Annotated in this window: 27 protein-coding genes; 3 read left to right on the forward strand and 24 right to left on the reverse strand. The window is 38.2% G+C overall.

Going from position 1 to position 23,720, the window contains the following annotated elements:
- Positions 1-18: 18 nt before the first annotated feature.
- Positions 19-471, forward strand: a complete 453-nt coding sequence (locus NNO03_RS21440; protein WP_271450469.1) for a glycoside hydrolase family protein — start codon at positions 19-21, stop codon at positions 469-471.
- A gap of 9 nt (positions 472-480) precedes the next feature.
- The gene (locus tag NNO03_RS21445; protein ID WP_271450470.1) at positions 481-1,449 is read left to right on the forward strand and encodes a DUF6453 family protein; all 969 of its coding nucleotides are present in this window, start codon (positions 481-483) and stop codon (positions 1,447-1,449) included.
- A gap of 25 nt (positions 1,450-1,474) precedes the next feature.
- On the opposite strand, the gene NNO03_RS21450 is transcribed toward NNO03_RS21445, so the two are convergent.
- From NNO03_RS21450 to NNO03_RS21560, 23 genes are all read right to left on the reverse strand, one after another.
- Positions 1,475-4,507, reverse strand: coding sequence for a fibronectin type III domain-containing protein (locus NNO03_RS21450; protein ID WP_271450471.1), 3,033 nt, complete (start codon positions 4,505-4,507; stop codon positions 1,475-1,477).
- Positions 4,507-4,890 carry an ornithine carbamoyltransferase gene (locus tag NNO03_RS21455; protein ID WP_271450472.1) on the reverse strand — a complete coding sequence of 128 codons (384 nt, stop codon included), beginning with the start codon at positions 4,888-4,890 and terminating at the stop codon, positions 4,507-4,509. The genes NNO03_RS21450 and NNO03_RS21455 overlap by 1 nt, the downstream gene beginning before the upstream one ends.
- On the reverse strand, positions 4,887-5,510 hold the full coding sequence (locus tag NNO03_RS21460; RefSeq protein WP_271450473.1) for a DUF2163 domain-containing protein: 624 nt from the start codon (positions 5,508-5,510) through the stop codon (positions 4,887-4,889). The genes NNO03_RS21455 and NNO03_RS21460 overlap by 4 nt, the downstream gene beginning before the upstream one ends.
- On the reverse strand, positions 5,507-6,070 hold the full coding sequence (locus NNO03_RS21465; protein ID WP_271450474.1) for a hypothetical protein: 564 nt from the start codon (positions 6,068-6,070) through the stop codon (positions 5,507-5,509). Before NNO03_RS21465 ends, NNO03_RS21460 begins: the two co-directional genes overlap by 4 nt.
- Before the next feature lie 46 nt (positions 6,071-6,116).
- A complete protein-coding gene (locus NNO03_RS21470) occupies positions 6,117-8,309 on the reverse strand; it encodes a hypothetical protein (RefSeq protein ID WP_271450475.1) in 2,193 nt (730 codons plus the stop codon).
- Positions 8,296-8,688, reverse strand: a complete 393-nt coding sequence (locus NNO03_RS21475; protein WP_271450476.1) for a hypothetical protein — start codon at positions 8,686-8,688, stop codon at positions 8,296-8,298. Before NNO03_RS21475 ends, NNO03_RS21470 begins: the two co-directional genes overlap by 14 nt.
- Positions 8,689-8,690: 2 nt before the next feature.
- The gene (locus NNO03_RS21480; RefSeq protein WP_271450477.1) at positions 8,691-8,972 is read right to left on the reverse strand and encodes a hypothetical protein; all 282 of its coding nucleotides are present in this window, start codon (positions 8,970-8,972) and stop codon (positions 8,691-8,693) included.
- A gap of 52 nt (positions 8,973-9,024) precedes the next feature.
- Positions 9,025-9,492: a phage tail tube protein gene (locus NNO03_RS21485; RefSeq protein WP_271450478.1), complete on the reverse strand. Its 468-nt coding sequence runs from the start codon at positions 9,490-9,492 to the stop codon at positions 9,025-9,027.
- Between the two features lie 51 nt (positions 9,493-9,543).
- Entirely contained in the window at positions 9,544-12,573 is a 3,030-nt protein-coding gene (locus tag NNO03_RS21490; RefSeq protein ID WP_271450479.1) for a tail fiber domain-containing protein, read from the reverse strand.
- Positions 12,574-12,582: 9 nt separating this feature from the next.
- Positions 12,583-12,981, reverse strand: a complete 399-nt coding sequence (locus tag NNO03_RS21495; protein WP_271450480.1) for a hypothetical protein — start codon at positions 12,979-12,981, stop codon at positions 12,583-12,585.
- A complete protein-coding gene (locus NNO03_RS21500; protein WP_271450481.1) occupies positions 12,978-13,289 on the reverse strand; it encodes a hypothetical protein in 312 nt (103 codons plus the stop codon). The genes NNO03_RS21495 and NNO03_RS21500 overlap by 4 nt, the downstream gene beginning before the upstream one ends.
- Before the next feature lie 10 nt (positions 13,290-13,299).
- The gene (locus tag NNO03_RS21505; protein WP_271450482.1) at positions 13,300-15,117 is read right to left on the reverse strand and encodes a phage major capsid protein; all 1,818 of its coding nucleotides are present in this window, start codon (positions 15,115-15,117) and stop codon (positions 13,300-13,302) included.
- On the reverse strand, positions 15,062-16,558 hold the full coding sequence (locus NNO03_RS21510) for a phage portal protein (RefSeq protein WP_271450483.1): 1,497 nt from the start codon (positions 16,556-16,558) through the stop codon (positions 15,062-15,064). The genes NNO03_RS21505 and NNO03_RS21510 overlap by 56 nt, the downstream gene beginning before the upstream one ends.
- A 2-nt stretch (positions 16,559-16,560) precedes the next feature.
- Complete coding sequence (locus NNO03_RS21515) at positions 16,561-17,046, reverse strand: hypothetical protein (protein ID WP_271450484.1); 486 nt, start codon at positions 17,044-17,046, stop codon at positions 16,561-16,563.
- 12 nt (positions 17,047-17,058) lie between these two features.
- Positions 17,059-18,939 (reverse strand): terminase gpA endonuclease subunit, encoded by a 1,881-nt coding sequence (locus NNO03_RS21520; protein WP_271450485.1) that lies wholly within the window; start codon positions 18,937-18,939, stop codon positions 17,059-17,061.
- Positions 18,854-19,414 (reverse strand): hypothetical protein, encoded by a 561-nt coding sequence (locus NNO03_RS21525; RefSeq protein ID WP_271450486.1) that lies wholly within the window; start codon positions 19,412-19,414, stop codon positions 18,854-18,856. The genes NNO03_RS21520 and NNO03_RS21525 overlap by 86 nt, the downstream gene beginning before the upstream one ends.
- A 750-nt stretch (positions 19,415-20,164) precedes the next feature.
- On the reverse strand, positions 20,165-20,560 hold the full coding sequence (locus NNO03_RS21530) for a hypothetical protein (RefSeq protein ID WP_271450487.1): 396 nt from the start codon (positions 20,558-20,560) through the stop codon (positions 20,165-20,167).
- 2 nt (positions 20,561-20,562) lie between these two features.
- Entirely contained in the window at positions 20,563-21,237 is a 675-nt protein-coding gene (locus tag NNO03_RS21535) for a hypothetical protein (protein WP_271450488.1), read from the reverse strand.
- Positions 21,238-21,276: 39 nt separating this feature from the next.
- The gene (locus tag NNO03_RS21540) at positions 21,277-21,702 is read right to left on the reverse strand and encodes a hypothetical protein (RefSeq protein WP_271450489.1); all 426 of its coding nucleotides are present in this window, start codon (positions 21,700-21,702) and stop codon (positions 21,277-21,279) included.
- Positions 21,674-21,907 (reverse strand): hypothetical protein, encoded by a 234-nt coding sequence (locus NNO03_RS21545; protein WP_271450490.1) that lies wholly within the window; start codon positions 21,905-21,907, stop codon positions 21,674-21,676. Before NNO03_RS21545 ends, NNO03_RS21540 begins: the two co-directional genes overlap by 29 nt.
- Positions 21,897-22,106 carry a hypothetical protein gene (locus tag NNO03_RS21550; RefSeq protein ID WP_271450491.1) on the reverse strand — a complete coding sequence of 70 codons (210 nt, stop codon included), beginning with the start codon at positions 22,104-22,106 and terminating at the stop codon, positions 21,897-21,899. Before NNO03_RS21550 ends, NNO03_RS21545 begins: the two co-directional genes overlap by 11 nt.
- Before the next feature lie 63 nt (positions 22,107-22,169).
- On the reverse strand, positions 22,170-22,469 hold the full coding sequence (locus NNO03_RS21555; RefSeq protein WP_271450492.1) for a hypothetical protein: 300 nt from the start codon (positions 22,467-22,469) through the stop codon (positions 22,170-22,172).
- Positions 22,466-22,759, reverse strand: a complete 294-nt coding sequence (locus NNO03_RS21560; protein ID WP_271450493.1) for a hypothetical protein — start codon at positions 22,757-22,759, stop codon at positions 22,466-22,468. The genes NNO03_RS21555 and NNO03_RS21560 overlap by 4 nt, the downstream gene beginning before the upstream one ends.
- Positions 22,760-23,000: 241 nt before the next feature.
- On the opposite strand from NNO03_RS21560, the gene NNO03_RS21565 reads away from it, so the two are divergent.
- Positions 23,001-23,186, forward strand: a complete 186-nt coding sequence (locus tag NNO03_RS21565; RefSeq protein WP_271450494.1) for a hypothetical protein — start codon at positions 23,001-23,003, stop codon at positions 23,184-23,186.
- Positions 23,187-23,195: 9 nt separating this feature from the next.
- Here the strand turns inward: NNO03_RS21565 and NNO03_RS21570 are convergent, their stop codons facing one another.
- Positions 23,196-23,696: a hypothetical protein gene (locus NNO03_RS21570; protein ID WP_271450495.1), complete on the reverse strand. Its 501-nt coding sequence runs from the start codon at positions 23,694-23,696 to the stop codon at positions 23,196-23,198.
- Positions 23,697-23,720: the final 24 nt, after the last annotated feature.

Genomic DNA, 23,720 nt, shown 5'->3' on the forward strand with positions numbered 1-23,720 from the left:
TTATAGGAGTATTTACCAATGGATTTAAAACAACGTCTAATTAATTATGAAGGTTCAATGGAGTACCAAAAAACTCGAGGGTATTATAAACAAGGTAAGTTTTGGATGTATAAAGATACCGAAGGATACGACACAATCGGATATGGTCATTTAGTGCTCAACTCTGAGCGTGAAAAATTCAAAGCAGGTATTACCCCAATGGATGCCGATTTACTTTTGGCATGGGATATTGACCGAACCAAAAAAGATGTACAGTCACTTGGTCTTAAACTTCCAAAAGATTGGGAAGATTTCATGATCATTATGGTTTTCCAGTTGGGATTAGCGGGTACTAAAAAGTTCCGTAAAATGATTGCAGCACTTGAAAAACAAGATTGGAAAGAGGCAATTAATCAAGCCAAAGATTCACTATGGTATAGACAAACACCTAACCGTTTAAACGATATGATTAAAGAACTAAAAAACAAATAAGGATATAACATGCCAGAAGGTATTCTAATAGATTATAACGACGGACGACAACCAATGCATATCACTACTGGTATGCGAGCACCTGCATATTGTGGTGCATTAACGCAATCAAATAGACAAGTAACTGACCGCTTCGGTAATGGTGCAATTACATTCCCTGCACCCAGTAACCCAGGATCGCAATTAATGTTTCTCGCTACCAATCCAGTAATGGTATACCAATTCGGGCCGTTACCTGAAATTTATTACATAACCGCAATTCAACGAAATGATTATAGTAATTTAGTTGTGCCGTTTAATAATAAAGGTGGTGGAGGTAATAGAAGCGTAGCCTTTGATGGTCTTGCTTTTGAAGTATTGCCAGCCTCATCATACAATGAAGGTTTATTTGTTTCCGATTCTACGAACTTCACGGCGATTTCTAACGTTGGTACAATCTTAACCTGTGCATGGTCTGGTTCACTATATGTAAATGGTCAACAACCTTTACCTGTTGGTGGTGTGCCGTTTTGTAGATGGGATAACCCAAACGTTTCTGTCGGGTTTGACGGAACGAATCTTGTTGTTCGTGATATTACATATGGTGGTCGTGATGATGTAGCAGGTGCAACTAATATTGAAGTTGTTATATTCAACCAAACACCACCCCAACCCAGTGAGGGAATTACAATGTATAATGCCGCTGGACAATGTACATTCAGTACTGCAAAAAAACCTTTCCTATTTGATAGCACAATCCAGATCACCGATAGTAATCAATGGATTGGTGATAAATTCATCAACGTATGCTACACGGGGGCACAGGTGCGTATGATTGGTGGTTTTGGTAACGGTCGATATAAGGGACTAGTCCGTACTGGTGGTAACGTCCGTTCTACTTGGAATAAAGTATTTGGCGGAACACCTTCAAATGGATGGGACGCATCATTTAATATGAACATATCAATGCCAATGGTATTACTACCTAGCATGTATTAAAAAGGGGCATTAAGCCCCCTTTTTATTACCAACGTCCAACGACAACACGACCGCCATTCGATAATGGCACGGTAATACCATTACCATTAATGACTACCCCGCCATTACCATTAAATCCGAAGTTACCAGAGTCTGCATATAGTGCACCCCTGAAGTGTCCACTCTGGAAAGTAGCACCACCATCTTTGCCAATATACCAACCTTGTGATCCATTCCAGTTATTACTTTGAATGTAGTTACCAATTTTAGCATTTGTAATAGCACCGTCCTGCACCTTAAGTGAATCAACCGCACCATTTGCAATATTTGCATTCTGGATAGTTGCGTTTGCAATTTGTGCCCCTGAAATACTAGCATTCTGAATCATTGCTGATTTCATATATGTAGTACCTGTAGTGCCATCAACTACAAACGGATAGTTACGTGTAGATTCTAATGCCCCTTCTGAACTGATTAGACTGAATCTATCAGCTATAACTGTGAATACTGATTCAGTCCCTGAGTTACCTAGAGCAATCCCCGAGATATAACCGTTCACGTTAGCGGAGATCTGCCAGCCTTTATAATCTACGTTATCAATGATTTCTTGCTTAATGGTATTCATCTTCGCAGAATCTAGTACACCATCAATAATATCTTCGTTTAGTTGACTAAATGGAATTGAAGTGTTCTGTTTATATGGTAGTGATAACGACCAATTAACCCCATCAATACCGAATACGTCCACTTGTGCCGCTCGTATGAAATATTCACCATCGGGGACACTCATCCAATCAGTATAAGTAGTACGGCTAGTGTGAGTAGTTACGCCTGATGAATAATCGGCGGTGCTTGATACCTGAAAGATCATATAATCATAATCAATCGGTCGATTCTCCACTGACCACGTAAACGCAAGTGCACCAATACCAGAAGAAACTTTGAAATCAATCAATTCTGGTGCCTGTGGGTTTGTAACTGTAATAAATGCTTCTTCCGAATATGTACCAGAGTTAAAACCATGCACTGAAACACTAAACTGTACTCTACGCCCAATATCATCTAAACGGTTTTGAGCTAGTGTGTATACGAATCCAAGATCCTTAGTGCGGTATGTTTTCACCTTCACACCCGCTTTCCACACACCAATCTGATATTCCTTGAAATAGTCTCTAAACGGACGTCCATTTACTTGAATATTCGTTTGGTCATCCCATCCAATATAGAAATCTTCCGCTTCTGTTGATGTTGGACTTAGTGACGCATTACGCAATACTAAACCAGTTGGTGTTGGTAGGGTAAAGTTGAAATCTGGAACAACCCCTGAAAGTTCTACTTTTACACTTAAAAAACCTAAGTTATTAAATGCAGCAACTGCAAAATCATACTCTTCACCTTCTATGAGATTATAGATATCAAATGAGGTTTGGTATTGTGTTGTACTTCCTGCAAACGTCCAGTCTGAAACGCCATGCTTCCGATAATACACATAATATCCTCTTAGATATGCATCCGGTGAACCTGTCCAAGATAGGGCAACTACTAAACCGTTTATTGTTCCACCCTGCCTAACTGCTTCTAGATTTGTTGGTGGTTTAACTGTTACGGCATTGATGATTGAACCGTCTGGAGTCCATACACCCGGATCAACACCATCAAATACACCATCATTAGTCTGAGCAAGTGTAAGTGAAATGAATCCAAGTTGATCTTGTTTTGTACTGATATCCTTTGCAATAACGCGATACTTAGAATCAATTTCTAGTTCTTTAATCTTAACATCTACACAATCAAATATTTCAAGATCCCATGCATCCATCGATGTTAGATTAATTACATTCTGCCCATATTTCATCTTGAGAAGTTCACGGTTAGCCATTGTTGCTAATTGTGCCTTGTCATAAATCCAAGTGAAATCTAGTGCTTTAGTAATTACGCGACCATCCGACCGGATTACTTCATCTTCACTAATTTCTGATGGGAAACGTACAATATCATTACCATAGTTATTACCAACTGCTGTATATTTCGCGTCAATGGTATTACAATAATCACTAGTACCGGATGTTGTTACTTGAACTTGTCCCACAATATTTGATTCATCAAACGTCATTACTGAAAGTGATTTACGTTCTGCCCCACATGATATTTTACCCATACTGGTATACAGAAAACCGCCGAAGGTTTGCATGATAGCCTCTATGGTAGTTTTATATGTATCGTTATATGACATATTACCATTAGAAAGAAAGAACATATCTTTACAGTATTGTGCCGTAGTGCGGAATGAATCCAAATTGATTAAACTTGGCTCAAGTCCCATACCCCATAGTGTATTAGTGAGAATCTCATAAATCTGTGAGGGGCCATTACTCGAAGGTTTACGTGTCATATCCGCGAGATCGGTAATAACCATTCCCTTCATTTCTGCCTGTAATACATAGTTATCATTAGTTAGAATACTATTCTCTAATGAATCTTGTGTTTTAGTAATAACAGTACATAAGGATACTACACCATCACCACGGAAATTATTATTATAACGTGGCCCTGCATATTGTTGTGCGAGCGATTTAGTATTAGTATATGAACCACCAAAACGAACTTCCATTTTAATATATGGTCTGAACTTAATTTTAATATTAGCTTCCGGTACTAATCCATCTTGTGTAATGGGGATATCTAGGATCGGTTCATCATCAATAAAAATCTGATTGATATATTTTTCAGTACCAGTCATTGCTAGTACGTGTTCTGTGAATAATTGCTGTGAGTCTTCATTGTGGATGTTATACCACGTGACCGTGCTACCCGTAAGAATGAAGTTATTCCCTTCACCCCCTAGTAGTATTGGCAAACCCGATGTAGGTGATGTTGAACGTGATAGTGATGTGCCTGCATCATCATATCCAGTAGTTCCAATTTGTGCCATCATTGACGATGCAACGAAACTTAGAGCACCAGCACCAGCCCCCCAACCTACAACCGCCGTCATAGAGTAACCACCAGTATACACGGCTGCGGCAACGGCAACGGCAGTGATAATTGCCCCGAATATACCTGAAGTATTTTTACCCATTATAATTTCCTTATTCTGTAATACTCCCCCTCGTTCGTGATGGGGATTAATGTAAATTTATTATGTTCCGTATTTACCCCTAATAGGCGATTAGAAAATACAACCCCCATCATTAGGGGATTATCTGTACTAATCCAGATATCACCATCAATATAGTGTGTGACTTGATCGGCATATGATTTGATTAGTTCACCAGTAGTAAGAAAACCGAGTGATTGTATTTGTTTAATACCACCCTTAGCGGTGGTGTAATTTGCTTGAGAGGCATAATCAGTACCAGCACGTAAATCAAGTACCTTTAGTGATACGATATTACAATCATTTTTACCGTACTTATATTCAGTATTGATTGCCTCATTCATAATTGTAAAAAGATCCATCATTTATAATTCCATGTTTGACCTGAGTTAACAACACCCAAAAGTGACATCATTTGGTCGCCTGGGTAATAACTTTGATATACGGCATTAGCGGCTAATGTACGCGTTTGTAGGTCGAGTTGTTTATAAACTGAGTTAACGTTCACGGTGAGATCGTTCTGCCCGTCTATGGGGCTTGTATTGGCTTGAATGGTATCAATAAACCCTGAATACATACGCCAGAAATCCAACACTTCACCATTTGCAGGATTCAAGATAACCATGTATAGATTTACCTTTGCATCCTTTAGGCCACCACCTAAAGATAATGCCCGTACTGAACTGTTCACGTTGCTAACTTTGAAAGTTAATGATGCGTTTACGATCTGCTTTTCTTCTGAGAATGTAGGTAATGAATCTGTAATCAAATCTGGAAAAGGCACATATTGAGTACCGTTAAATGATACGGGATTTAAACCATCACACCAGAAGAATGGAGCCACGCGTGTTGGGATTACATCAAAACAACGAACGTGAACACCTAGTGAAAGAATATCCGGTACTGTTAATACTGTTTTATCACCACCACGAAAAAGATTATAATACTCTAATAGATCTGGATTAGTGAAAATAGATGGATTCATCGTATCACCTCATTACATTTGAATTGCATTTGAACAAGATTAGAAACTGGCATTTCATAGTTATTATCAGGCATTAATGTACCCTCAATAACTAAGCCGTTATAAAAGATTGTTTCACCAATTTGTACGTTTGCCTGTAGTGCTGGAAATAGTGATAGTACAGATCCGGTATTTGCAACAATCGTATACAGTTTTTTATGGTTAGCAAATTGAATCATTGAACCAACTTCTAGTGTTTGTGCCTGATTGCTTTCGACCTTATAAACACCGCGTTGATAATTGGCCTTAGATGTTACTGTACCGCTCTGTGAGCCGTTATAAATGCTTAGGTGTCCCATACTCATTGTGAACGGTTTACCCTGTCTATGGAGTGCTAGGAACTGCTGAACCTCATTACGTGCTGATTGGTTGAAAGATAATGTGAATTGGTATTCGTACCACTGAACACCCGTGCTACGTTGAATTAGTGCACCTGTCCATGATTTATTAGAATACTGTGGTGATTTATCTACTAGTGTAAAATCACTAATCGATACGTTTTTAAATGTTATTTGTGCCATAGATGCCCCTTATTTTAATGTATTTAGGGGGCATGAAGCCCCCATATTATGTACTGCGTTTTTGTGCTGAGATAACAGCCATATTTACAGATTGTGCGTGTTTCTTAAGCATTTCATTGAATTTTTTATCATCTCCATCGATATTACCCTGTACTATTAATGGGGCGTTAATAACTGTTTCACCACTACCACCATTTATACCTGTATTATCATCTAAGAATTGTGTAAGCTTTTTGTTAGCTTCTGGCTGAACAACACGTTCACCCGCTTTTAGTACAAAACTCTTATTATTCATTGATGGATCTAGTGAATCGACGCCGCCGTGGAATTGTCCTGCTGTTGTAATGATCTGTGCACCCATCGATGCTACCTGTGCATATGCCGCTAATGAAGCAGGGAATGATGTAGCTAGTGCCTGTGATAGTGCTACTTGTAGGTTCATCATGATCTGTGCCATTGAAATACCTTTCTGCACTGCCCATGCTGCTTTTGCTGCGGTCGATGATTCACCAAAAACACCAGCCAACATAGTCCCCATATCACCAGCGGCCTGTCCCATAATTGATAGTTGCTGTTGTGCGTTCTGCTGTTCAATCTGGAGTGCTTGAGCGGCATACCGTGCCTTAATATCACCTTTGCGGCGTTCATAATCTTCTGTACCAGCTAGTAGTTTTTCATTTAACTGGAGTTCCAATTGCTCACGCTGTGCGTTTTCTTCTAGAAGTTTTTCAGTATTATTATAGGCGAATGGGTTATCACCATTAATACGCTGATTCTGTTGATCTGCTAGAAAACTAGATTGCTCACCACTTAAACCACTTAGATTGTTTTGATCAATTAAGTCCTGATTTTGATTTGTATATCCAATCATTCCATTTACCATTTCTTCACGTGCTGCTGCTGCTGATTCTTTTGCACGTGCTAACATTTCATCAATTTCTGCTTGTGATTTCTTTAGAATAGTACCGGTATCCTGAATAGACTTTTGTAGAACTGCCTGTTGGCGGTCAAAGTTCTGGAGTCTTAGTTCATTGGCATTATCGGAAATATTACTAATTGCTGTTTCCCAGTTTCTTTGTGCTGTTTCACGTTCACGTGCTGCTTTCTCTGCTGCTGCCTGTGCTTTTCGTGCTGCTGCTTCTTGAGCCTTTAAAGCCTTTTCTGCTTCTTTCTGTGCTGCATTTGGATCTACCCATCCAGTACGGGTAGGTGCTGATCTACTATTGCCCTTCTGGAATTGTCCTGAATTTGCTACATATCCTGCTTTTGATGCATTAACAAAATCATTTTCAACTGAACCAGAAATATATGCAGAATCTAGTGAATCTTTACCCATTAATGATTTTAATGTATCTGGAATGACACCTTTACCACCTAATAGGAAGTTATCAGCACCACGATAAAGCATGTTCATAAATTCTGTACCAGTCCAATCCTTATTCAATAACGCATAAAGATCATTGAATTCTTGGATAACTGGTGTCATGAAGTCATATAAAAATGATTGACCAGTAGTTGTCATTGAATCTAGATTTTTATCAAACTGTAAAAACGCTGCGGATGTTTCTTCGGTTACTGTTACTGTTTGCTGTGAGATATGATTCAATACTGCCTGAGAGCTACCAAGTTGATTATAGGTAGTTAGTAAGCGGGATGAATCACTAGCAATAGCCTCTAGGCCAAAAATCATTTCATCATTGGTTTTACCTGCTGCTTTCATCGTATCGATTAGATGTAATGTAGCTTGGATACCGCCATTAGGCTGATTTAAAAACTTTGTGTACTCTTCTAGATTACCACCAAGTTCTTTTACTGTTGTTGCGAATTCACCACCACCAGTAGCGAATCCCTCCCCCATCTTGTCTTTTACATCTTGCTCAATATCTAGAAGTTTTTCCATTCCTAGACCAGTTTGACGAAATGCCTTATCTAATTGTTGAATTGCAGTTACTGATAAACCTGATTGCATTGCAAGTTGATTCAATTCTTTTACGTTCTGGTTAAGTGTTAGTGCTAAACCAGTAAATGATGTTGCGGCAATACCTGCAATACCTACCAGACCAGTTAACCCACCAGATAAACGACCGATACCACCACTGATATTTTCAGCAACTGAACCCATCTCACCGCCAACTTTTTTACCGAATTGTCCGATTGATGATTCAGCTTGATTTAGTTTCTTCTGTAGACCAGTAGTATCACCGTCTACTTCTACTATGATTTTTTTATTTCTTGCCATTTGCATTTTCCTTTGCCATTTTCTTGATCATCGAACCAAGTGATGCAATATTATTTTTACTATTTTCGTGCTTCGCCTTTTCACGTTTCACGTTCTTTTCTTTCACCGTTAGTGAATCATCACCAAGAATTCCAATATAATCAAAATCACTTAATTGTAGATTCTTACGACCTTCTTTAGTGATGCTCTGTGAACTAAGTAAAATTGTGTGACATAGTTGAGCATGTGCCAACATATCATGTCGTGCTCCATTTGGTTCAATCACTTGATCGTATATGTATAGAGCATTGAAAATATCAGGGTCTAAATCATCTAATTCTTGTGGCGACAATCCCCGCTTATGTAACATTTTAATTGCAAAGCGGGCTTGATGATTCACTCTTATTTTTTTTCAATATCGTCTACTGGATCTTCAACGGTTAATAGACCCAGTACCTTTAGGTAGATATCATTTGCAATAGTTGCATCAATCTCTAGTACAGAATCGTTATCAAATACAGGTTTTCCGTTTTCATCTTTAACGCAATGTACCAGTACTGAACTTACATCTACACATAGTGATGCATCCTTGATTGATGGGCGTGAAATGAATAACTCAATTCCTTCTACTTCAATTTTATGTAGTTTTGGCTTTAGTGCCTTTTTTAGTGCTTCAATGTTCATGTTTTTCTCCAATAAAAAAGGTAAGCACATTATTGTACTTACCTTATATTTATTATGGAGCTGGGCCGATGATTTTAGTTTCGATTGGGCCACCGTCAACGGCGATCACAAAATTACGGTCTACTGGGGCGTCTTTATCACCAGAAGTTACCGAACTGCTAATGAATCCAACGTATAAAACGCTGTAGCCAGTAGTTTTTGATGCGTCTTCAAAATATGTAATTTTGAATTGAGCACGTTTTTGTTCATCCTCCAAACTTAATAGAAGTTGGTGGATCTCATTATCCGGCAAATAATGCACGGTTAGAGTAATGTCGGGTACGCTTTTACTGCCAATTAGTTTTCTATTGTACTTGTTATTATATTCCACAACATCGATCACTACGTTTTCCGCACCGATTGTAGGGAAGCTACCAATCTCTGGAATTTCTTTAAAATCCGTTGCTGGAGTATTAGAACCTGCTGTGTGAGTACCAACTTCAACTGAAATATTAGCACCTGCAAAAATATCCATTGCCATTTTTTATATCCTTATAAGTTTATGTGGGTAGTCCTTCTACCCACGTTGTATTTATTTATTTTTCAATTCAGTAATGGAAATGCTTTGTGCATGTACCATTGCCATTAATTGTGTAATTTGCTCTTGTTGATCTTCAATTTTAGTTTGTAATTCCTGTACTACAGTGATTAAATCAGCAGTTACTGCTTTATCATTCACGTTTAAGATTTGGAATTCATTACCACTATCATCGGCTGCTTGACCACCTTCAAAAACATATAATGGATCAATTTCACCCATTTGTTGAGCTAGATACCCACGCTGTGGAATGGTGTTTGATTTATATGTATATTCACAAATACCAATTTTAGAAATACGTTCCCATGCACCTTTCTGTACTGGTTCAAAGTTTTCTTTAATTCGAACATCCGAACCTTGAATAGACACTTGTCCTAATGGTGTGTGCATAGTATTATCTGAACGCATACTAAACCATGAATTGTAGCCATCAGATCGCGTAAAGTTCCATGAATATTCTGCAATACCGGTTTCTATACGTGTGAAAATATAGTTTGTTACTTTACAATCTACGTTTTCAAGTAGGGATAGGTAATTACTTTTACTTCCATCTGTACTTTGTTGGTCTTTTAGCTTTCTAACCACTGGGTTATATGCACCACCTATACCATTAACCGATCTTGGTAGAATTTCACCAGTTATACCTAAGTTACCATCTGAGTTGAATCTCATTACGGCACTATTTGTTCCATGTGCTTCAATCCTTGCTTCAGTGATACCATTGCCAATAGCCGCTTGTGCATAGAAATCTGCACTAAAGTTATCGGTTACACCAACTTTATATTTAGATTGTACTTTACCACCTGTTACCACTGTATTCACTGGCGGTAAAGAAGAATCTGCGTTGTTAACACTCCATGAAGTATTTGCAGCAACAAAACCACCTGATGCTCTAATAACCCATACACCAACAAAACTTCTCGGTAATATATTGTCGCCGTTGCCATATCTACCATAAACACCACTAGATAGTGACGCGTCTAGCTGTAGAACGTTTTTTTGACCACCTGTTGAATATCCAGAATCAGGTCTAAACGTTTGACCATCACCAGCGGTACGGAATGCACCAGACGGACTAGACCACGGGAACCATACTTTACCGTTTAAATCAGTTGCAATACCTGCTGTGATATTAGGGGCTGATGCTTCAAAAACACGACCATTATCACCCGAAGTTCCATAATCACCTCGTGCGAATAACCCACGAATTGAATTAGGTTGAACGCCGTTACGATCAGGTACACGGAAAGTCGTTGAACCATCACCAGTTGAATATCTAGCACGGGTTTGTGGATTGTTTAACCAGTCTGCATCCGGGATAGGTGATAGCATTTGAGCATATGCCCAAAGTTCTGGATATAGAGCACGGGATAATAGCTGTCCATCGGATGTAACTTCATATGGCTGTATATAGGTACGTGAATCTCTTAAATGAAAATCACCCACACCATAGTTCATAACTCCATTCATTGTCGGACCAGTAACACCAGCACCAACTAGGTTTTCAACCCAACGTTTAGTAGCTGCATCATAGTCGTTTACCGGATCACCCGCTAATGGTGTTGAACCTTGGGGACGGACGTTTAGCCATGCCGCTGGACGGTCAATAATTCCAGATAGGTTATCAACCTTTAGAAATACATCTCCAGTCTTTGCAACGTCTAAATTAGCACGGGCAAGTGCTAGATCAGTTAGGTCTGAAAGGTTATTAGATTTAATTAGATACTTTGCATCACTATCTACGGTACTCTGAATACCTAGATTTGCACGAGCTTGTGCTTTATCTGGTACGTCGCTTAGATTATTAATAATAGATAAAGAGCCAATATCAGTACTGGATAATGTAATATTACCACTTAGTGCAATATCATTAATCGTAGTTGTTTTTGGAACATATTTAGAATCACTTTCTACTGTACTCTGAACACCTAGATTAGTACGGGCTTGTGCTTTATCAGCTACATCGTTTAGATTGTCGATAACCTTTAGATACTTAGAATCACTATCCACTGCACTTTGAATACCTAGATTAGCACGGGCAGTTGCTGCATCATCAATATCACTTAGATTATTAATTGCCTGAAGATATTTTGAATCACTCTGTGCAATACTTTGAACACCCAGTTTAGTACGGGCGGCACCAACATCTACGATCTCGGATAGGTTACGTGAACCCATCATATAGCGTGTATCGTTTTCACCAATGCTTAGAATATTCAAATTACTACGTGCGGTAACAATATTGTTTAAATCTGATAGGTTATTACTTTTACTTAGATATAGTGTATCAGATTCACCGGAAGTATAAACACGTGACCACGGCGTGGAGTTATTACGTGCATAGATGCGTAAATCCCCTGAGTTAGTGATCATTAGGTTAGTGTTAGTTTGGCCTGTTGGTTGTGAAACTAACTCAATACCGTATAGATCGGTTCCTGCTGGGTTATCGCTATCTGCTGCTGGGATCATCACAAAAGCGTTACCTTCGGCTTCCTGTGGACTGTATTGTGGATAATCCAATGTACCATTAGATCCAACACCATAATCCCCGCGACGTAGTACAGGAGGAATATCACGTGTTCCCATTGAAAGAATATTACGTGGTGTATATGTATACGTCATCTGCACCACTTCATCTTTACTACCAGAAATAACACGTGAATTGATATTACCTGATACCATTACACCTTCAATACTTCCTGCTTCATCATCTTGGATATAGTTAATGATTAATTGGAATGCTTCATTTTTATCATATGCGTTATCAAGAAACTGATGCGTTACAGAATCGGGGCGGTAGTTTACAACAATTTCAAGATCATCAATCTGTTTATCTCCAACCATTGCACGTGTATATTCTGAATCATATGTTTCAATAGTTGCTGTTTGGTTTTTTACCCCGAAAACAGGGAAGGTTGCAACGTTTTCAATTTCAACATTACCACCACTAATTATGTTACGGTTTGCTGTATCAGTATTATAAAATAACTTGACTGTACTTCCGCTAAAAATATCTTTTGCCATTGCTCATCCTTATTTTCTTTCCAATGCTTCAATATTTAGTGAAAAGACTAAGGAAGAAATACCAGTAGTTTTATCAGTAATTAAATCACTATTACCATAATTAACATACAGTACAGTTACACCATTTGCTTTAAAAACTGCTGGATAGGTTTTTTCAAAATGTGCTACTAGTGAATCATAATCAGTTTCTGGAAATTGGGTGTTAGGTTTTGGAGATACTAGAAACTCCATATCAAATTGACCACGCAAACGGGAATTGCCCGCAAAGTTTGCAGATTCTAATTGATAGTTAAAAGTAACCATCTGGAATATATCTGAACCTGTACCAGTTTTTAATGATGGTGTGAGTTTCTTATATTGTTTTAAAACTTCCACTGTACTTGTTTTCATTTTTTCAATTAGTTTCAAAATACTAACCCCGCTATTGTTTGACGGATATAGATTTCTGAAACTCCCGAGAGATCATCATAAATTCTATATACTGTGTAAACCTTGTTCCGTACTGTTACCTGAGAATCAATAGAAAGATCTAGAGATTGAATCTCAATAGTTTTAGCACTTAAATATTCTTCTTCACTTTCTATTAAACCCTCAGATCCCTCAATAATAATGGGCCGCACATCAAGAATTGCTCTAAATGTTGACGGCCCATAGATTACGGTTTCACCAAAGGCATTTAGAAAAGTATCAACTTGATTACTTGTAAAATGCCTCATAGGTTTTTCCTTATGCTTTTAGTTTAATTTGTACAAACATTTCTTCATGAGTAATAGCAGTTGCTAGGTACTGATAAGAACGGATTGCAATAGTTTGTGCTGCACGATAAGTAGTATCATCGAAGTCGATTTCTTGCGAATCGACCCAATTTGCGAAAACAAGTGCTGAGAAGTCACCAATTAGAATAGTATCTTGAGCTACGAAAGTAGATTCAATTACTCGTACTTCGTCATTAAGCCACATATCAAAACGATGCCCGGCAACGGCGGCAAGACCTGCGGTGTTGTTTAGGATCGCAGTTTGACGTAGTTTAGCTAGCATTGCAGGGTGAACAATTGCCACACAACGATTAATATCAACGTTAGCAGTACCTAGTTTCTCGATTGCAGATTGAATATCACCTACATCTACTACACCGGAAGCTGCGGTAGTAATTACTGGAACTTCGGTTTGTAGTTTGGTGAATACTTCTTGCTCTAGACCGTTTGAACAATGACGTAGAAGTTCATCAGTAACAAAACGTTCGGTAGCTGCGTTGCTTAGTAGCATTGCTTTAGTGATTTTTACACCCGCTGCGAACATTGCAGGCTTTAGGGTGATTTTGTCGAATGCTTCAAAACCATCTACTACTGCTTCGTCTTCTGCATAGAAACGTGCATTAGGAGAAATACCTTTAGCTACTGGAATACTTAGATTACCTAGACCTGCTAGACCACCAAATACAGTTACTGGTAGTTGACCTAGAACGGTACGGGCAAGTAGATCACGAATATAAGAATCGGTTAGTTGCTCTTTTACTAGACCTGCTGCGGTAACAGTAGAAGTAGTATCTGCGGTAGAACGAACCATAGCGTTCATATCTAGAGAATAACCACGTGTACCACGTTCGAAGTTTGCTAGTTCGTTGGATTCACCTTTTAGACTACGTAGACCTTCGGTGATAATGTTTTTATTTTCCATTTTGATTTCCTTATCAATTGATTGGTTTTCTTTATTTAGTGAGCGTTTAAAATCTTCTACGCTTACACCATTTGTAATTGCTTCTTCGGTGTTAACTCCTAACACTTCGGAAATAGATTGAAGTTCACGTACACGCTTATCTTCTACATCTTTATTTAGTGATTCTTTTACAGCGTCTACGATAGAATTAATATCTAGTGAACGTTCTGCAACTTCTTCTACTTCTTGAATATCTTCAACTACTACGGATTCTTCTACTTCCACTTCTGGTTGCTCTGGTGCTTCCAATTCGGTTTGTACTTCTTCCTGTACTAGTTCTTCTTGTTTTTGTTCTTCCATGATCGGTTGATCCTCTAGTTTGATTTCATCATTACTATTTAGTGATCGACCAATACCTACACCGTTATCTGCTGGAGTTGAAACACTACTAATTTCGTAAGGTTCCCAACGGGTAACAATTAAGTTATTACCTTCAAAGTAATAATCTCGGATGTTATAACCGACACTAATTTTTGGTCTGATACCTTCAATGATCATTCCAAAGATTGTTGTTGCACTTCCTAGTGCACTAAAACGTACTGTCGCACGACATACTTTATCCATATCTACACGTGCGTTTTCTACAATGCCTACCTGACGCATAGAATCATGTTCTACTAGTACGGGTGCACCGTCATTTAAACGGGATAGATCTACGTTATCTGAATTACATAGAAGGATCTCATTGTATAGAGATCCATTAATTTCACGTGTTACGGGGGTTTCTGATGCGAAAGAAAGTTCTACAGTTCGGGCTTGCTCATCAATAGCATTACTGATCTGTGTTAGGTTGATTGCCCTCATTTGTTGAATCTGGGTTAATTCCATTTTCCTTTTTTTCCTTTTCTATTTCTTCCATTACTACTGATGGGTCATAACCCATAGCTGCAATAACCATTGCTTTACTCTTCAATCCATTTTCGATTGCTAGGACTTCCGTCTGTAAATCTTTATATGGATCAAGTGAGATTTGACGCGTTGGTACATATTGTGCTTCGGTGAGTTTATTAAAATCACTGAAACTTAAATCACTTAATGTACTGTTATTTAGCATTGCAGATTTTAACCATTCTTTATAAAGTGGTTTTAGTACAGAAACGATTAACGCATTTGTACGGGTTTTAAAAGTAGATTGTTGAATCTTGTCAATTAACTTACTAGCACTGAATGAAGCATTACTAGTATCACCAGTTAGTGCTTGTGTAGTAATATCTAAGCCCATAGAAATTAGCATTAGCTGCTTATCTACGAATTCATTAATACCATCAGTAGTCTGTGTTGGGTTTACGGTCTTAATATCCTGTCCTGCTTGAAGTTCTACAATGGCTGCGGGATTTAGAAAGTCTTGTTCATAATATGAAACTTCATCACTTGAGATTAGATCAATATCATCTGAATTTGGATTAGTAATAAAAGCCATTGCTGACGCTGCAACTTTACGGGAAGTAATAGCCGCTGACATAAATTCTTCAAGTTCTTTTAGTTTATCAGTACCTGCGTGAACATCTGGAATACCGCGTTGTTGTGTTGGGTAGTCCTGCTGGAATAGATGTAGAATTTCTTCGGCTGGCACACGTTCACGATCTCCAATTGTGTAGTTATACATAATAGGATTGTATCGGGTAATCCAGTACGCTACAGGTCGATTACTAGGATCGAATTCAATACCGTTGGAAATATAATTACCTGATGGTAAAAGTTGGTTCTCATATGTGCTAATACGCATAGAGTCAATAATTTCTACCTGTGGTAGACCATTCTTAACTTGGTGAACGCGAACAAAACAACTGCCATCAATACTACGTGTACGTTCCACTAGCCTTTGGAATGTACTAATATCTAATGTTCCGCAACGTGAAAATGCACGTGGATCTTCTGCCCAATCATAAAAAGCATTCTCTAGTTGTTTATTAATTGCAACGTTTCTTTCATCACTATCAGTTGTATGTGTAGTAGGTCGAATGTATAGACCATCTGCACCAGTTACACCGCTTGAGTTAGTTGCAATATACTTTTTAACAATGCCATTCTTAATACTTAATTCACGGCTTACTGCTACCATTACTGGTAATGTGCGGTTGATAATTGCGTTGATGTTACCTGCCTGATTACCAGCACTAAAACCAAATGAAATAACAGGTGATTGTGCACCCTGTGCCAATGTAGATTGGATAGATCGCTTCATTGGGTTATTTTTCATTAGTGGTTGTTTATGTACTGTTTTCTTTTGTGGGGTATTATCCCCTTTGTTTTTTCCCCATCCGAACATGTTTATCTCCTGAATGTAGTTATTGATTTAATCGGGCTACCAGTATTTAGACCCTTCATATCTGCGATTAAGGAGTTAGCACGTGATACGTAGATGGAGCGTAGTTTCATTAACACTTCGGCACTTTCATATGTTAGTGCTTTATTTTGAATTGATTGACTTAGAACACCACCACCTTTGATACGGTCGATTGTAATTTGATCGATATCTTTGATGATCTGTAGTAGGTCTTGATATTCAGATACCTTTGATTTGGGATCAATTAATTCGAATTGCTGAACGCCATATACTTTAGGACTGCTAATAATGGCAGTGTAGATACCCGCATCCCAGGCATTGGTATCAATATCTGGGAACGGGTATGTGTATGAAGTTTTAGTACCATCAGGTTTGATAATATCGATATCAGTACCGGATGGATAATCGAATGTAATTGTTTCACCTTTGAAGATATCACCTTTTAGAGTTACCTTGCGAACAACTGCCATTTTTTAATTTCCTTATTTAAAGAATCCCCCTTTACGTGGGCGTACTGTTCTACGCGGAGGTTTGGGTGATTCAGTATTTACTTTCTTATTTATAGTTTTCTCTTTTTGTTTTGCGTTGAATTCGCGTAGTTGTCTAAATGGTTGTGAACCTAATTTAGATAGATACCACTGGAAACAAATCAAAGAGTAATTGAGGCAGTCTAGAGCTTCATTTCGTACTGAACTAACTTTCTTAATCCATACCCAGTTACCCGCTTTAATCACTCGCTTCTCTGATGTAATTTGAAGCATGTAATCATCTGGTAGTGAATGGCTGAAATGAATCTGCTGTTCCTTAGTATTATCATTATCAGATACTGCTCTGTTTAGTAAATGGCGTATGTTACTTTTACCTAAGTTAACGTTAAGGTTAATTAGGGTGTGACCACCTGCGGTACTCTGTTTGTATAGCGGGGTAGTTGCACTGGCTGCACCCTTGATAGGTCTGAATATTTGAGATGATCCACAATAGCGGTAAACGGTATTGGTTGCGTTACCGTTGCTGGAGTCTACAAAACCTGCTAGGACTTTGAGAGGCTTACCCGTTACTGTTTTAAAATCACTTTGTGCAAAGGCTGTTAGCTTATTCCATGCGGGGGCTTCAATCTTTGTACAATCGATACTATGAATACTACGGTGATCTAGTACATAAATGTTCTTTTCACTAATACCTAAAGTAGTGACCTCTAAGCGGTCAAGTTGTTGGTCAACACCTAATACAATTCCTAGTACATCCTCACTGATCGTATCAATATCAAATGAATCATCACGTAGGTTTTCAAGAACTACTAAATCATGTTCAGTATTTTCCTTATCAATGTATGGTAAGCCCAAAACGTTATTATAGAAGGATGCCAGATCGAAGGTATAATGTGCTTCGGCAAAATCTTGTACTATGGATTTAATAGAGTTGATTGGAGAATACAAACGTGATATGTGGTATCCCATGATATCCGTAATTTCTGGTGCTGTTACTATCCAATGACCTTTTTTGATCATGCGTACACGTTGTGCTTCTGAAATAACATTGTTGCACTTCGGGCATTGTAACTCTGCGGTGTCTGCGTCGGGGATGCGACGGCGACCACCATCTATAATCTTCCAATCAAATTTAACGTTTTCGAAAACTAATTCATGTTCATGATCACAATGGGGGCATGGAACGTGAAACTTTTGTTTATTACTTTGTTCGTACTGTTGAGTGATTAGATCATTTTCATCTAGTGGGGTACTACATACCATAATAAGAGGTGTACTAAATGCCTTTGTACGCTGTTCTGCTAGTTTAAGTGGATTACCTTCATCACCTTCTGCATCCACGTTACTAACTTCATCTAAGAATACTCTAGGGGCTGTTAGACCGCGTAGCTGTGCACTACTACCTAAAGTAAGAAAGTAGGTGAATGTTCCGTCTAGGTTCTGTTGTGTTTTATCGTTGTTAGTAAAGTTCTTATCATTCTTATTACTAACTAGATTCTTTAGTACAGGACACGCTTCAATAACCGATTGCCATTTACCACTACGGAATTTACTTGTAGTTCCTGCCGTTGCACCTGCGAATATTTGGTTACTTGGATCGTTAGCCATGAAATAATACATTGAGTTTTGCAATACTGTAGTTTTTAATAGTTGTGCTGAACTCATTAATACAATCTTACGTACTCTAGGATTAGTGATATCGTTAATCGGGGCTTTTTGGAATTCGAATAGTTTTACTCTTTGCCCTTGCAATTCACCATCAGGGAATACTAAGTTTGTTTCTACCCACTCACTGGGTTTTTGTTTCTTCGGTGGTAATATCGACTTCACTGATCTGGTTAAGATCTTCATCATCTTCTGGTAATTGCTCTTCATATGTTCCTTCATATTCATACTGACCAATTTCTTCTAATTGGCGGTCTATCTTATCTTGTAGTTTCATTTTTAATTCTAGTGCATCTGATGATTCAAATAGTTCTACATAGCTGGATGCGGGAATACTTCGTAATACCTGACGTAATTGATAAAAGTATTGTGATAATGTTTGTTGTACTACTGCGACTGGTATTAGTTCACCACTGGCAGTACGTAGTTCTAATTCTTTTATATCTGCTTCGGCTTCTAACTTGCGTAGTGTTGCCTTTTGTATTTGGCCTTTAGTGTCGCCATTGCGTAAAGGTTCAATGACGTTTTGTAATAACCAATCATCTACTAGTTTTTTAGGCCAGTTAATATCTAAGCCTTTACCAGACCATAGACGGCTAACAGTGGAGTGTTCCACGCCGAAACGATCTGCGATTTCTTGCCACGTATAGCGGGTTCCATCGTCTTTAATTTTTGTTTTAGACATTAGTCCTTCCTGTTTTCTGTACTAAACACATGATAGGTTTTATCTATCAATTGTTTGTTTTAGATTAAAAATCCCACGTATTTTTATTATAACTCGCGGCGAAAACTCGAAACAGTTCAAAAATCGCCCGAGAACCTACGAATAATTCTCATTTACTTTTATTGTGTTTAGTATATTGAACTTATTCCACGTACTGAATAATTTATTCCATCAATGAAATTAAATTTCTTAGGCGGTAGGGTATTGCCTCACCATCTACAGTACCGTGATTCATTACTTCATCCCTTAGATCTCGTAGTCTATTCAGGTGCTTCTTCTCTGTTCCTTTGAATAGACATAGTGATGTGATTGGATATACATAATTACCAATCGAATAGCGGGAGTGTTGCAACGTAATGTATTTATACTTGAGGACTAATGAATAGTTATCTATGTATAGCTCGTATGCGTCCTGTGTGACGATATGAGCGGTTATAATGCTATCCCTGCGTGATGGTTCATATCCAGTGTATAAATCGCCTGTGATGCTCTGTGTGCCGTCTGTGTAGTGTATGTGAATGGTAATCATGGGGTACTCCTATGCTGTATAGGAGTATTTAGAAATAAAAAAGCCCACTGTGATAGTGGGCTGGTGTGGTTAATTACTGTGTTTAAGTTTATCCAGTTCTTTTCTTAGTTTATCTATTTCCTTATATAGTCCGTAGATGTTCGTCCACGTAAAGAAGAATAGAACTACAATTACCCATATCATTAGATAACCCTGCAATTGTTTAGAGTGCCAGTGATGATCACGCTTGATTCATCCATCATTGATAGTTGACCTCTGCCCGTCTTACGGTTGATCTCTACGTAGGTTGATCCGGTTCTGTCCTCTTCATAGTAAGTGTAGTCATCACCCTTTACAGTTACATCAGTATTACGGGTATTGAATGAAGTCCTGCTCATCTTGCCCGTTTTCTCATCAGTCATAGTACCGCTACAGTGAAAATCAACACGTGATACTTTGCTGGCTGGCTTCTTACAATCTGCAAAGAATGCTGCGGCATTACTGGAACAAATAGCTTCATCCTGCAAATCTTTTAAGTTGATAGAATATGCGTTTGCAGTGCCAGATAATACCAGTGCTACCAGAAGATACTTTTTCATTATTAAACCTTTTTAAAATTAGTAGTTACATACTCACGGAATAACTTTGTATTACCTTGAGGATGTTTCTTTATGTACTCGTTATAGTATTCACTCGCGATGCGGTTTAATTGACCGCGATCATTTATATGAAACTCTTTACCTTCCCACTTTGCATTAAGGGGGTATGTATTACGATAGTCCTCACTATAAGCACGTAGAAATACTTCTATCTGCTGCATATCTGGATTGCTATTAATGATAGTCCGGTATACTGCATCATTAGTTAATGCAAGGGGCATACGACTATTCACTACCTTATAGGATCTATATTCATCCTTTACTGAATCATATAACACTACTTCGAATATATGATTGTTGTTAGTGCTAGCAGTAGTGGGTGTGCGTGGCTTCACTCCACCCTGAACACTGTTTAGTAACTCTTCAACACTACCAAACGTTGTAGATGCCCCTACAGCGTCCTGTAAGAGCCTCAGAGCCTCTTTGTGACGTTCTGTATGATAATGCTCAATTAGGGGCTTTACCTCCTGTAAACGCTCTATAAGCGTTTCTATGTCCTGTACTGATACAGTAGCTAGGATACATCTGTGTTCTGAATCAACACTTAACATGCCTGGGTGAAAGTCTTCATTTTGCAGTATGTTAAGAAACTTTTCATTGATTGTTGACATTAACATGAAGCCTCATTAGGGGGATGTATCCCCCTAGTGTATCAATTAGGCGATTAAATCGCGAATGAAGTTTAGATCTTCATCTTCGTCATATAATTCGTGTTCATCTTCGTCAACACCTACGAACATTACACCGTTTACATCACATATAATCTGCTGATCCTTATATTCAAAACAAACTGCTTCTACTTCATATTCTAGTTTGCGGCGTTCATATACAGTGTTTACTTCTGCATCAATACCGATAAATGAGTGGATGTGTTCTAACGCTATAAGATCAAAACGCACTGGGTATAGTTCATTGGTAATTACCAAATCACCACCATTTTCAAGTGCTGTGTAAAACTCGCCTGTTTTGAGTTCTACAGCGTGAAATTCTACCTTGCCACAATTAGCGATTAGATACCCTAAGTTTGTTTTAGCTACTACATGGGTAATCTCTTTATGGTTGATAATGTTTTTTAAGTTCATTTATTGCCTCTTTTAATACTGCATTGTTATTAGAAAGTAATGACACTGGTGATTCTATTAATACATACAACTTCTTTTTAGGTATCTTTCTGATTACCTTTGCTACCTCCCTATCGATACCAAAGATGGTAATCACATCTTCTAATGGTAACTCACGTATTGTTTTTATTACAAGTGCATTTAGTTCTTTAATTTCATCTACCAAACACACCACGGATATTAACCCTTTTACGTTTCAATAATGCTAGTAGTGCATCGTTGAATGTTTCGTGAAACTCTTTACCATCACTAAACGGTTTATGCTGGTGGCGGCGTTCTTTACTCATGGATACGCTACCTACTTTTTCTTCATGTTCATTGAATACTTCGGTAATGAGTCCACCACAAATAATATTAAGACGCATTAGATTAGTTTCCTTACCACCATTGAGATAATAAAGAGTATCGCAATGATGGTGATTACTTTGTTAGTCGTCAATACGATTTCCTTTTTCATCTAAAACCCAGTTCTTACCGCTTACGGTGGTTGAACCACTAAAGAACACGACGGGCTTTGCGGTTTTGAAGTTAGGATCTGCGGCATTACCTTGTTCCTTCATGCCAGCGTAACGCACATCAATTTCACCTGATGGAACTTTTTTTCCATCGATCCAAGTTAAGAGGCAATAGCCGTGAGCCTGTGTTGCACAAACACCGTTTTTCTGTGGTGCACATCCAGATAGTAAAACTGATGATGCTAAAATAATTGTTGCTAAAATCTTTTTCATAATTCCCATTCCTTCAATAGTGTAATTATTGTTCGTAGTGTATTTAATGCTTCTTCTTCGTTTTCCATACGTTTTGGGACGCTACGGACTATCGAAGGTGGTAAACATATGTTTTCTGTGAATCTAAACAGTCCACCACTCATGACGGTAAATGTCATCAGGGGCATCATCTGCTTAGGGCGTGTGAACAATACTAATACTGTTCCGGTAGTGAGATTGACAATCTCTGTCAAATCCATACCCATTTCTTTTACTTCGATGATGAAGTTCGTGCTAATACCTGTATTCATACTGCACCACCTATAACCAATACCGCAATGATTAGCGTTAATAATACATGTTCACGACTGATAGTGATAGTGAAAGTCATACACACCTCCCGTGTTGGAGTTTGAATAATACGGGATTGTATCAATACCTGCAAGCATTGTTTTCATACAAAATCGTATGTGTATGAAAATAAAGTGAATTTAGTTATTGCATGTATACATACCTGTGTTACTATAGTGTCTCACTAAACGGGAGGTATGTATGGCAGTTGAATATGTAGAACGTGGTAACATCACTGACGTAATGGTAGATGGTCGTTATATGGGGTGTGTGGTGTTAGGTGATGATGGGAAGTACAGAACTGTACATAAGAACAATGCACTACCAGAAGTATTCACCATAAAACACTTCGCTACCTACCACGTAGAAAAAGCAAAGCCCCTCTAAGGGGCTTTTTTATGCTTTCTTCTTTTTGGTTTTCTTGGCTGGTGGTTTCTGTTCTGGTACTGCTTCTTCGTAGGTTAGTAGTGCGATTACGTGTGCTTCATTTTCGTCTGCGTCTGTGAGTACACCACCTTCCCAATACTGTTTTAGTAAGTCTAGGTTTGGTAAGCCAGGCATCGCCGTTACGCCGTCTTTGTGATGAATGTTTAGTTCAAGTCCACCATTGATTAGTGCTCTAAAGTTCATCGGGTTATTGTTTACTACTCTAATTTCCATTATCTGTATTCCATCTATGTAAGTTTTTGCCATGTATATAAGTTCATCCAAATCATCACGCAGTAGTGATAGTTGAAAGTGTTCTTCTTCTGATAGATTGTAGAAGTGTTCGATTGGATAATCTAACTGTATGGTATTTACTGTGATGTACTGTTTAGTTACAAAATAGCGGCGTTTCTTTAGTTTATCGTAAAAGAACATTCCCTGTACGTGGTGATTTATAATTATATGTTTCATAGTTTATCCTTTATCTCTAGTAGG

This window comes from Citrobacter sp. Igbk 16 (assembly GCF_028069755.1).
In the GTDB taxonomy this organism is placed as follows: Bacteria; Pseudomonadota; Gammaproteobacteria; order Enterobacterales; family Enterobacteriaceae; genus Citrobacter.

Bases quoted from the DNA above. Each gene is read 5' to 3' on its own strand.
- NNO03_RS21440 (WP_271450469.1), top strand. From the start codon at position 19: ATGGATTTAAAACAACGTCTAATTAATTATGAAGGTTCAATGGAGTAC.
- NNO03_RS21445 (WP_271450470.1), top strand. From the start codon at position 481: ATGCCAGAAGGTATTCTAATAGATTATAACGACGGACGACAACCAATG.
- NNO03_RS21450 (WP_271450471.1), bottom strand. From the start codon at position 4,507: ATGGGTAAAAATACTTCAGGTATATTCGGGGCAATTATCACTGCCGTT.
- NNO03_RS21455 (WP_271450472.1), bottom strand. From the start codon at position 4,890: ATGATGGATCTTTTTACAATTATGAATGAGGCAATCAATACTGAATAT.
- NNO03_RS21460 (WP_271450473.1), bottom strand. From the start codon at position 5,510: ATGAATCCATCTATTTTCACTAATCCAGATCTATTAGAGTATTATAAT.
- NNO03_RS21465 (WP_271450474.1), bottom strand. From the start codon at position 6,070: ATGGCACAAATAACATTTAAAAACGTATCGATTAGTGATTTTACACTA.
- NNO03_RS21470 (WP_271450475.1), bottom strand. From the start codon at position 8,309: ATGGCAAGAAATAAAAAAATCATAGTAGAAGTAGACGGTGATACTACT.
- NNO03_RS21480 (WP_271450477.1), bottom strand. From the start codon at position 8,972: ATGAACATTGAAGCACTAAAAAAGGCACTAAAGCCAAAACTACATAAA.
- NNO03_RS21485 (WP_271450478.1), bottom strand. From the start codon at position 9,492: ATGGCAATGGATATTTTTGCAGGTGCTAATATTTCAGTTGAAGTTGGT.
- NNO03_RS21490 (WP_271450479.1), bottom strand. From the start codon at position 12,573: ATGGCAAAAGATATTTTTAGCGGAAGTACAGTCAAGTTATTTTATAAT.
- NNO03_RS21500 (WP_271450481.1), bottom strand. From the start codon at position 13,289: ATGAGGCATTTTACAAGTAATCAAGTTGATACTTTTCTAAATGCCTTT.
- NNO03_RS21505 (WP_271450482.1), bottom strand. From the start codon at position 15,117: ATGGAATTAACCCAGATTCAACAAATGAGGGCAATCAACCTAACACAG.
- NNO03_RS21510 (WP_271450483.1), bottom strand. From the start codon at position 16,558: ATGTTCGGATGGGGAAAAAACAAAGGGGATAATACCCCACAAAAGAAA.
- NNO03_RS21515 (WP_271450484.1), bottom strand. From the start codon at position 17,046: ATGGCAGTTGTTCGCAAGGTAACTCTAAAAGGTGATATCTTCAAAGGT.
- NNO03_RS21520 (WP_271450485.1), bottom strand. From the start codon at position 18,939: ATGAAGAGCAATTACCAGAAGATGATGAAGATCTTAACCAGATCAGTG.
- NNO03_RS21525 (WP_271450486.1), bottom strand. From the start codon at position 19,414: ATGTCTAAAACAAAAATTAAAGACGATGGAACCCGCTATACGTGGCAA.
- NNO03_RS21530 (WP_271450487.1), bottom strand. From the start codon at position 20,560: ATGAAAAAGTATCTTCTGGTAGCACTGGTATTATCTGGCACTGCAAAC.
- NNO03_RS21535 (WP_271450488.1), bottom strand. From the start codon at position 21,237: ATGTTAATGTCAACAATCAATGAAAAGTTTCTTAACATACTGCAAAAT.
- NNO03_RS21540 (WP_271450489.1), bottom strand. From the start codon at position 21,702: ATGAACTTAAAAAACATTATCAACCATAAAGAGATTACCCATGTAGTA.
- NNO03_RS21550 (WP_271450491.1), bottom strand. From the start codon at position 22,106: ATGCGTCTTAATATTATTTGTGGTGGACTCATTACCGAAGTATTCAAT.
- NNO03_RS21555 (WP_271450492.1), bottom strand. From the start codon at position 22,469: ATGAAAAAGATTTTAGCAACAATTATTTTAGCATCATCAGTTTTACTA.
- NNO03_RS21560 (WP_271450493.1), bottom strand. From the start codon at position 22,759: ATGAATACAGGTATTAGCACGAACTTCATCATCGAAGTAAAAGAAATG.
- NNO03_RS21565 (WP_271450494.1), top strand. From the start codon at position 23,001: ATGGCAGTTGAATATGTAGAACGTGGTAACATCACTGACGTAATGGTA.
- NNO03_RS21570 (WP_271450495.1), bottom strand. From the start codon at position 23,696: ATGAAACATATAATTATAAATCACCACGTACAGGGAATGTTCTTTTAC.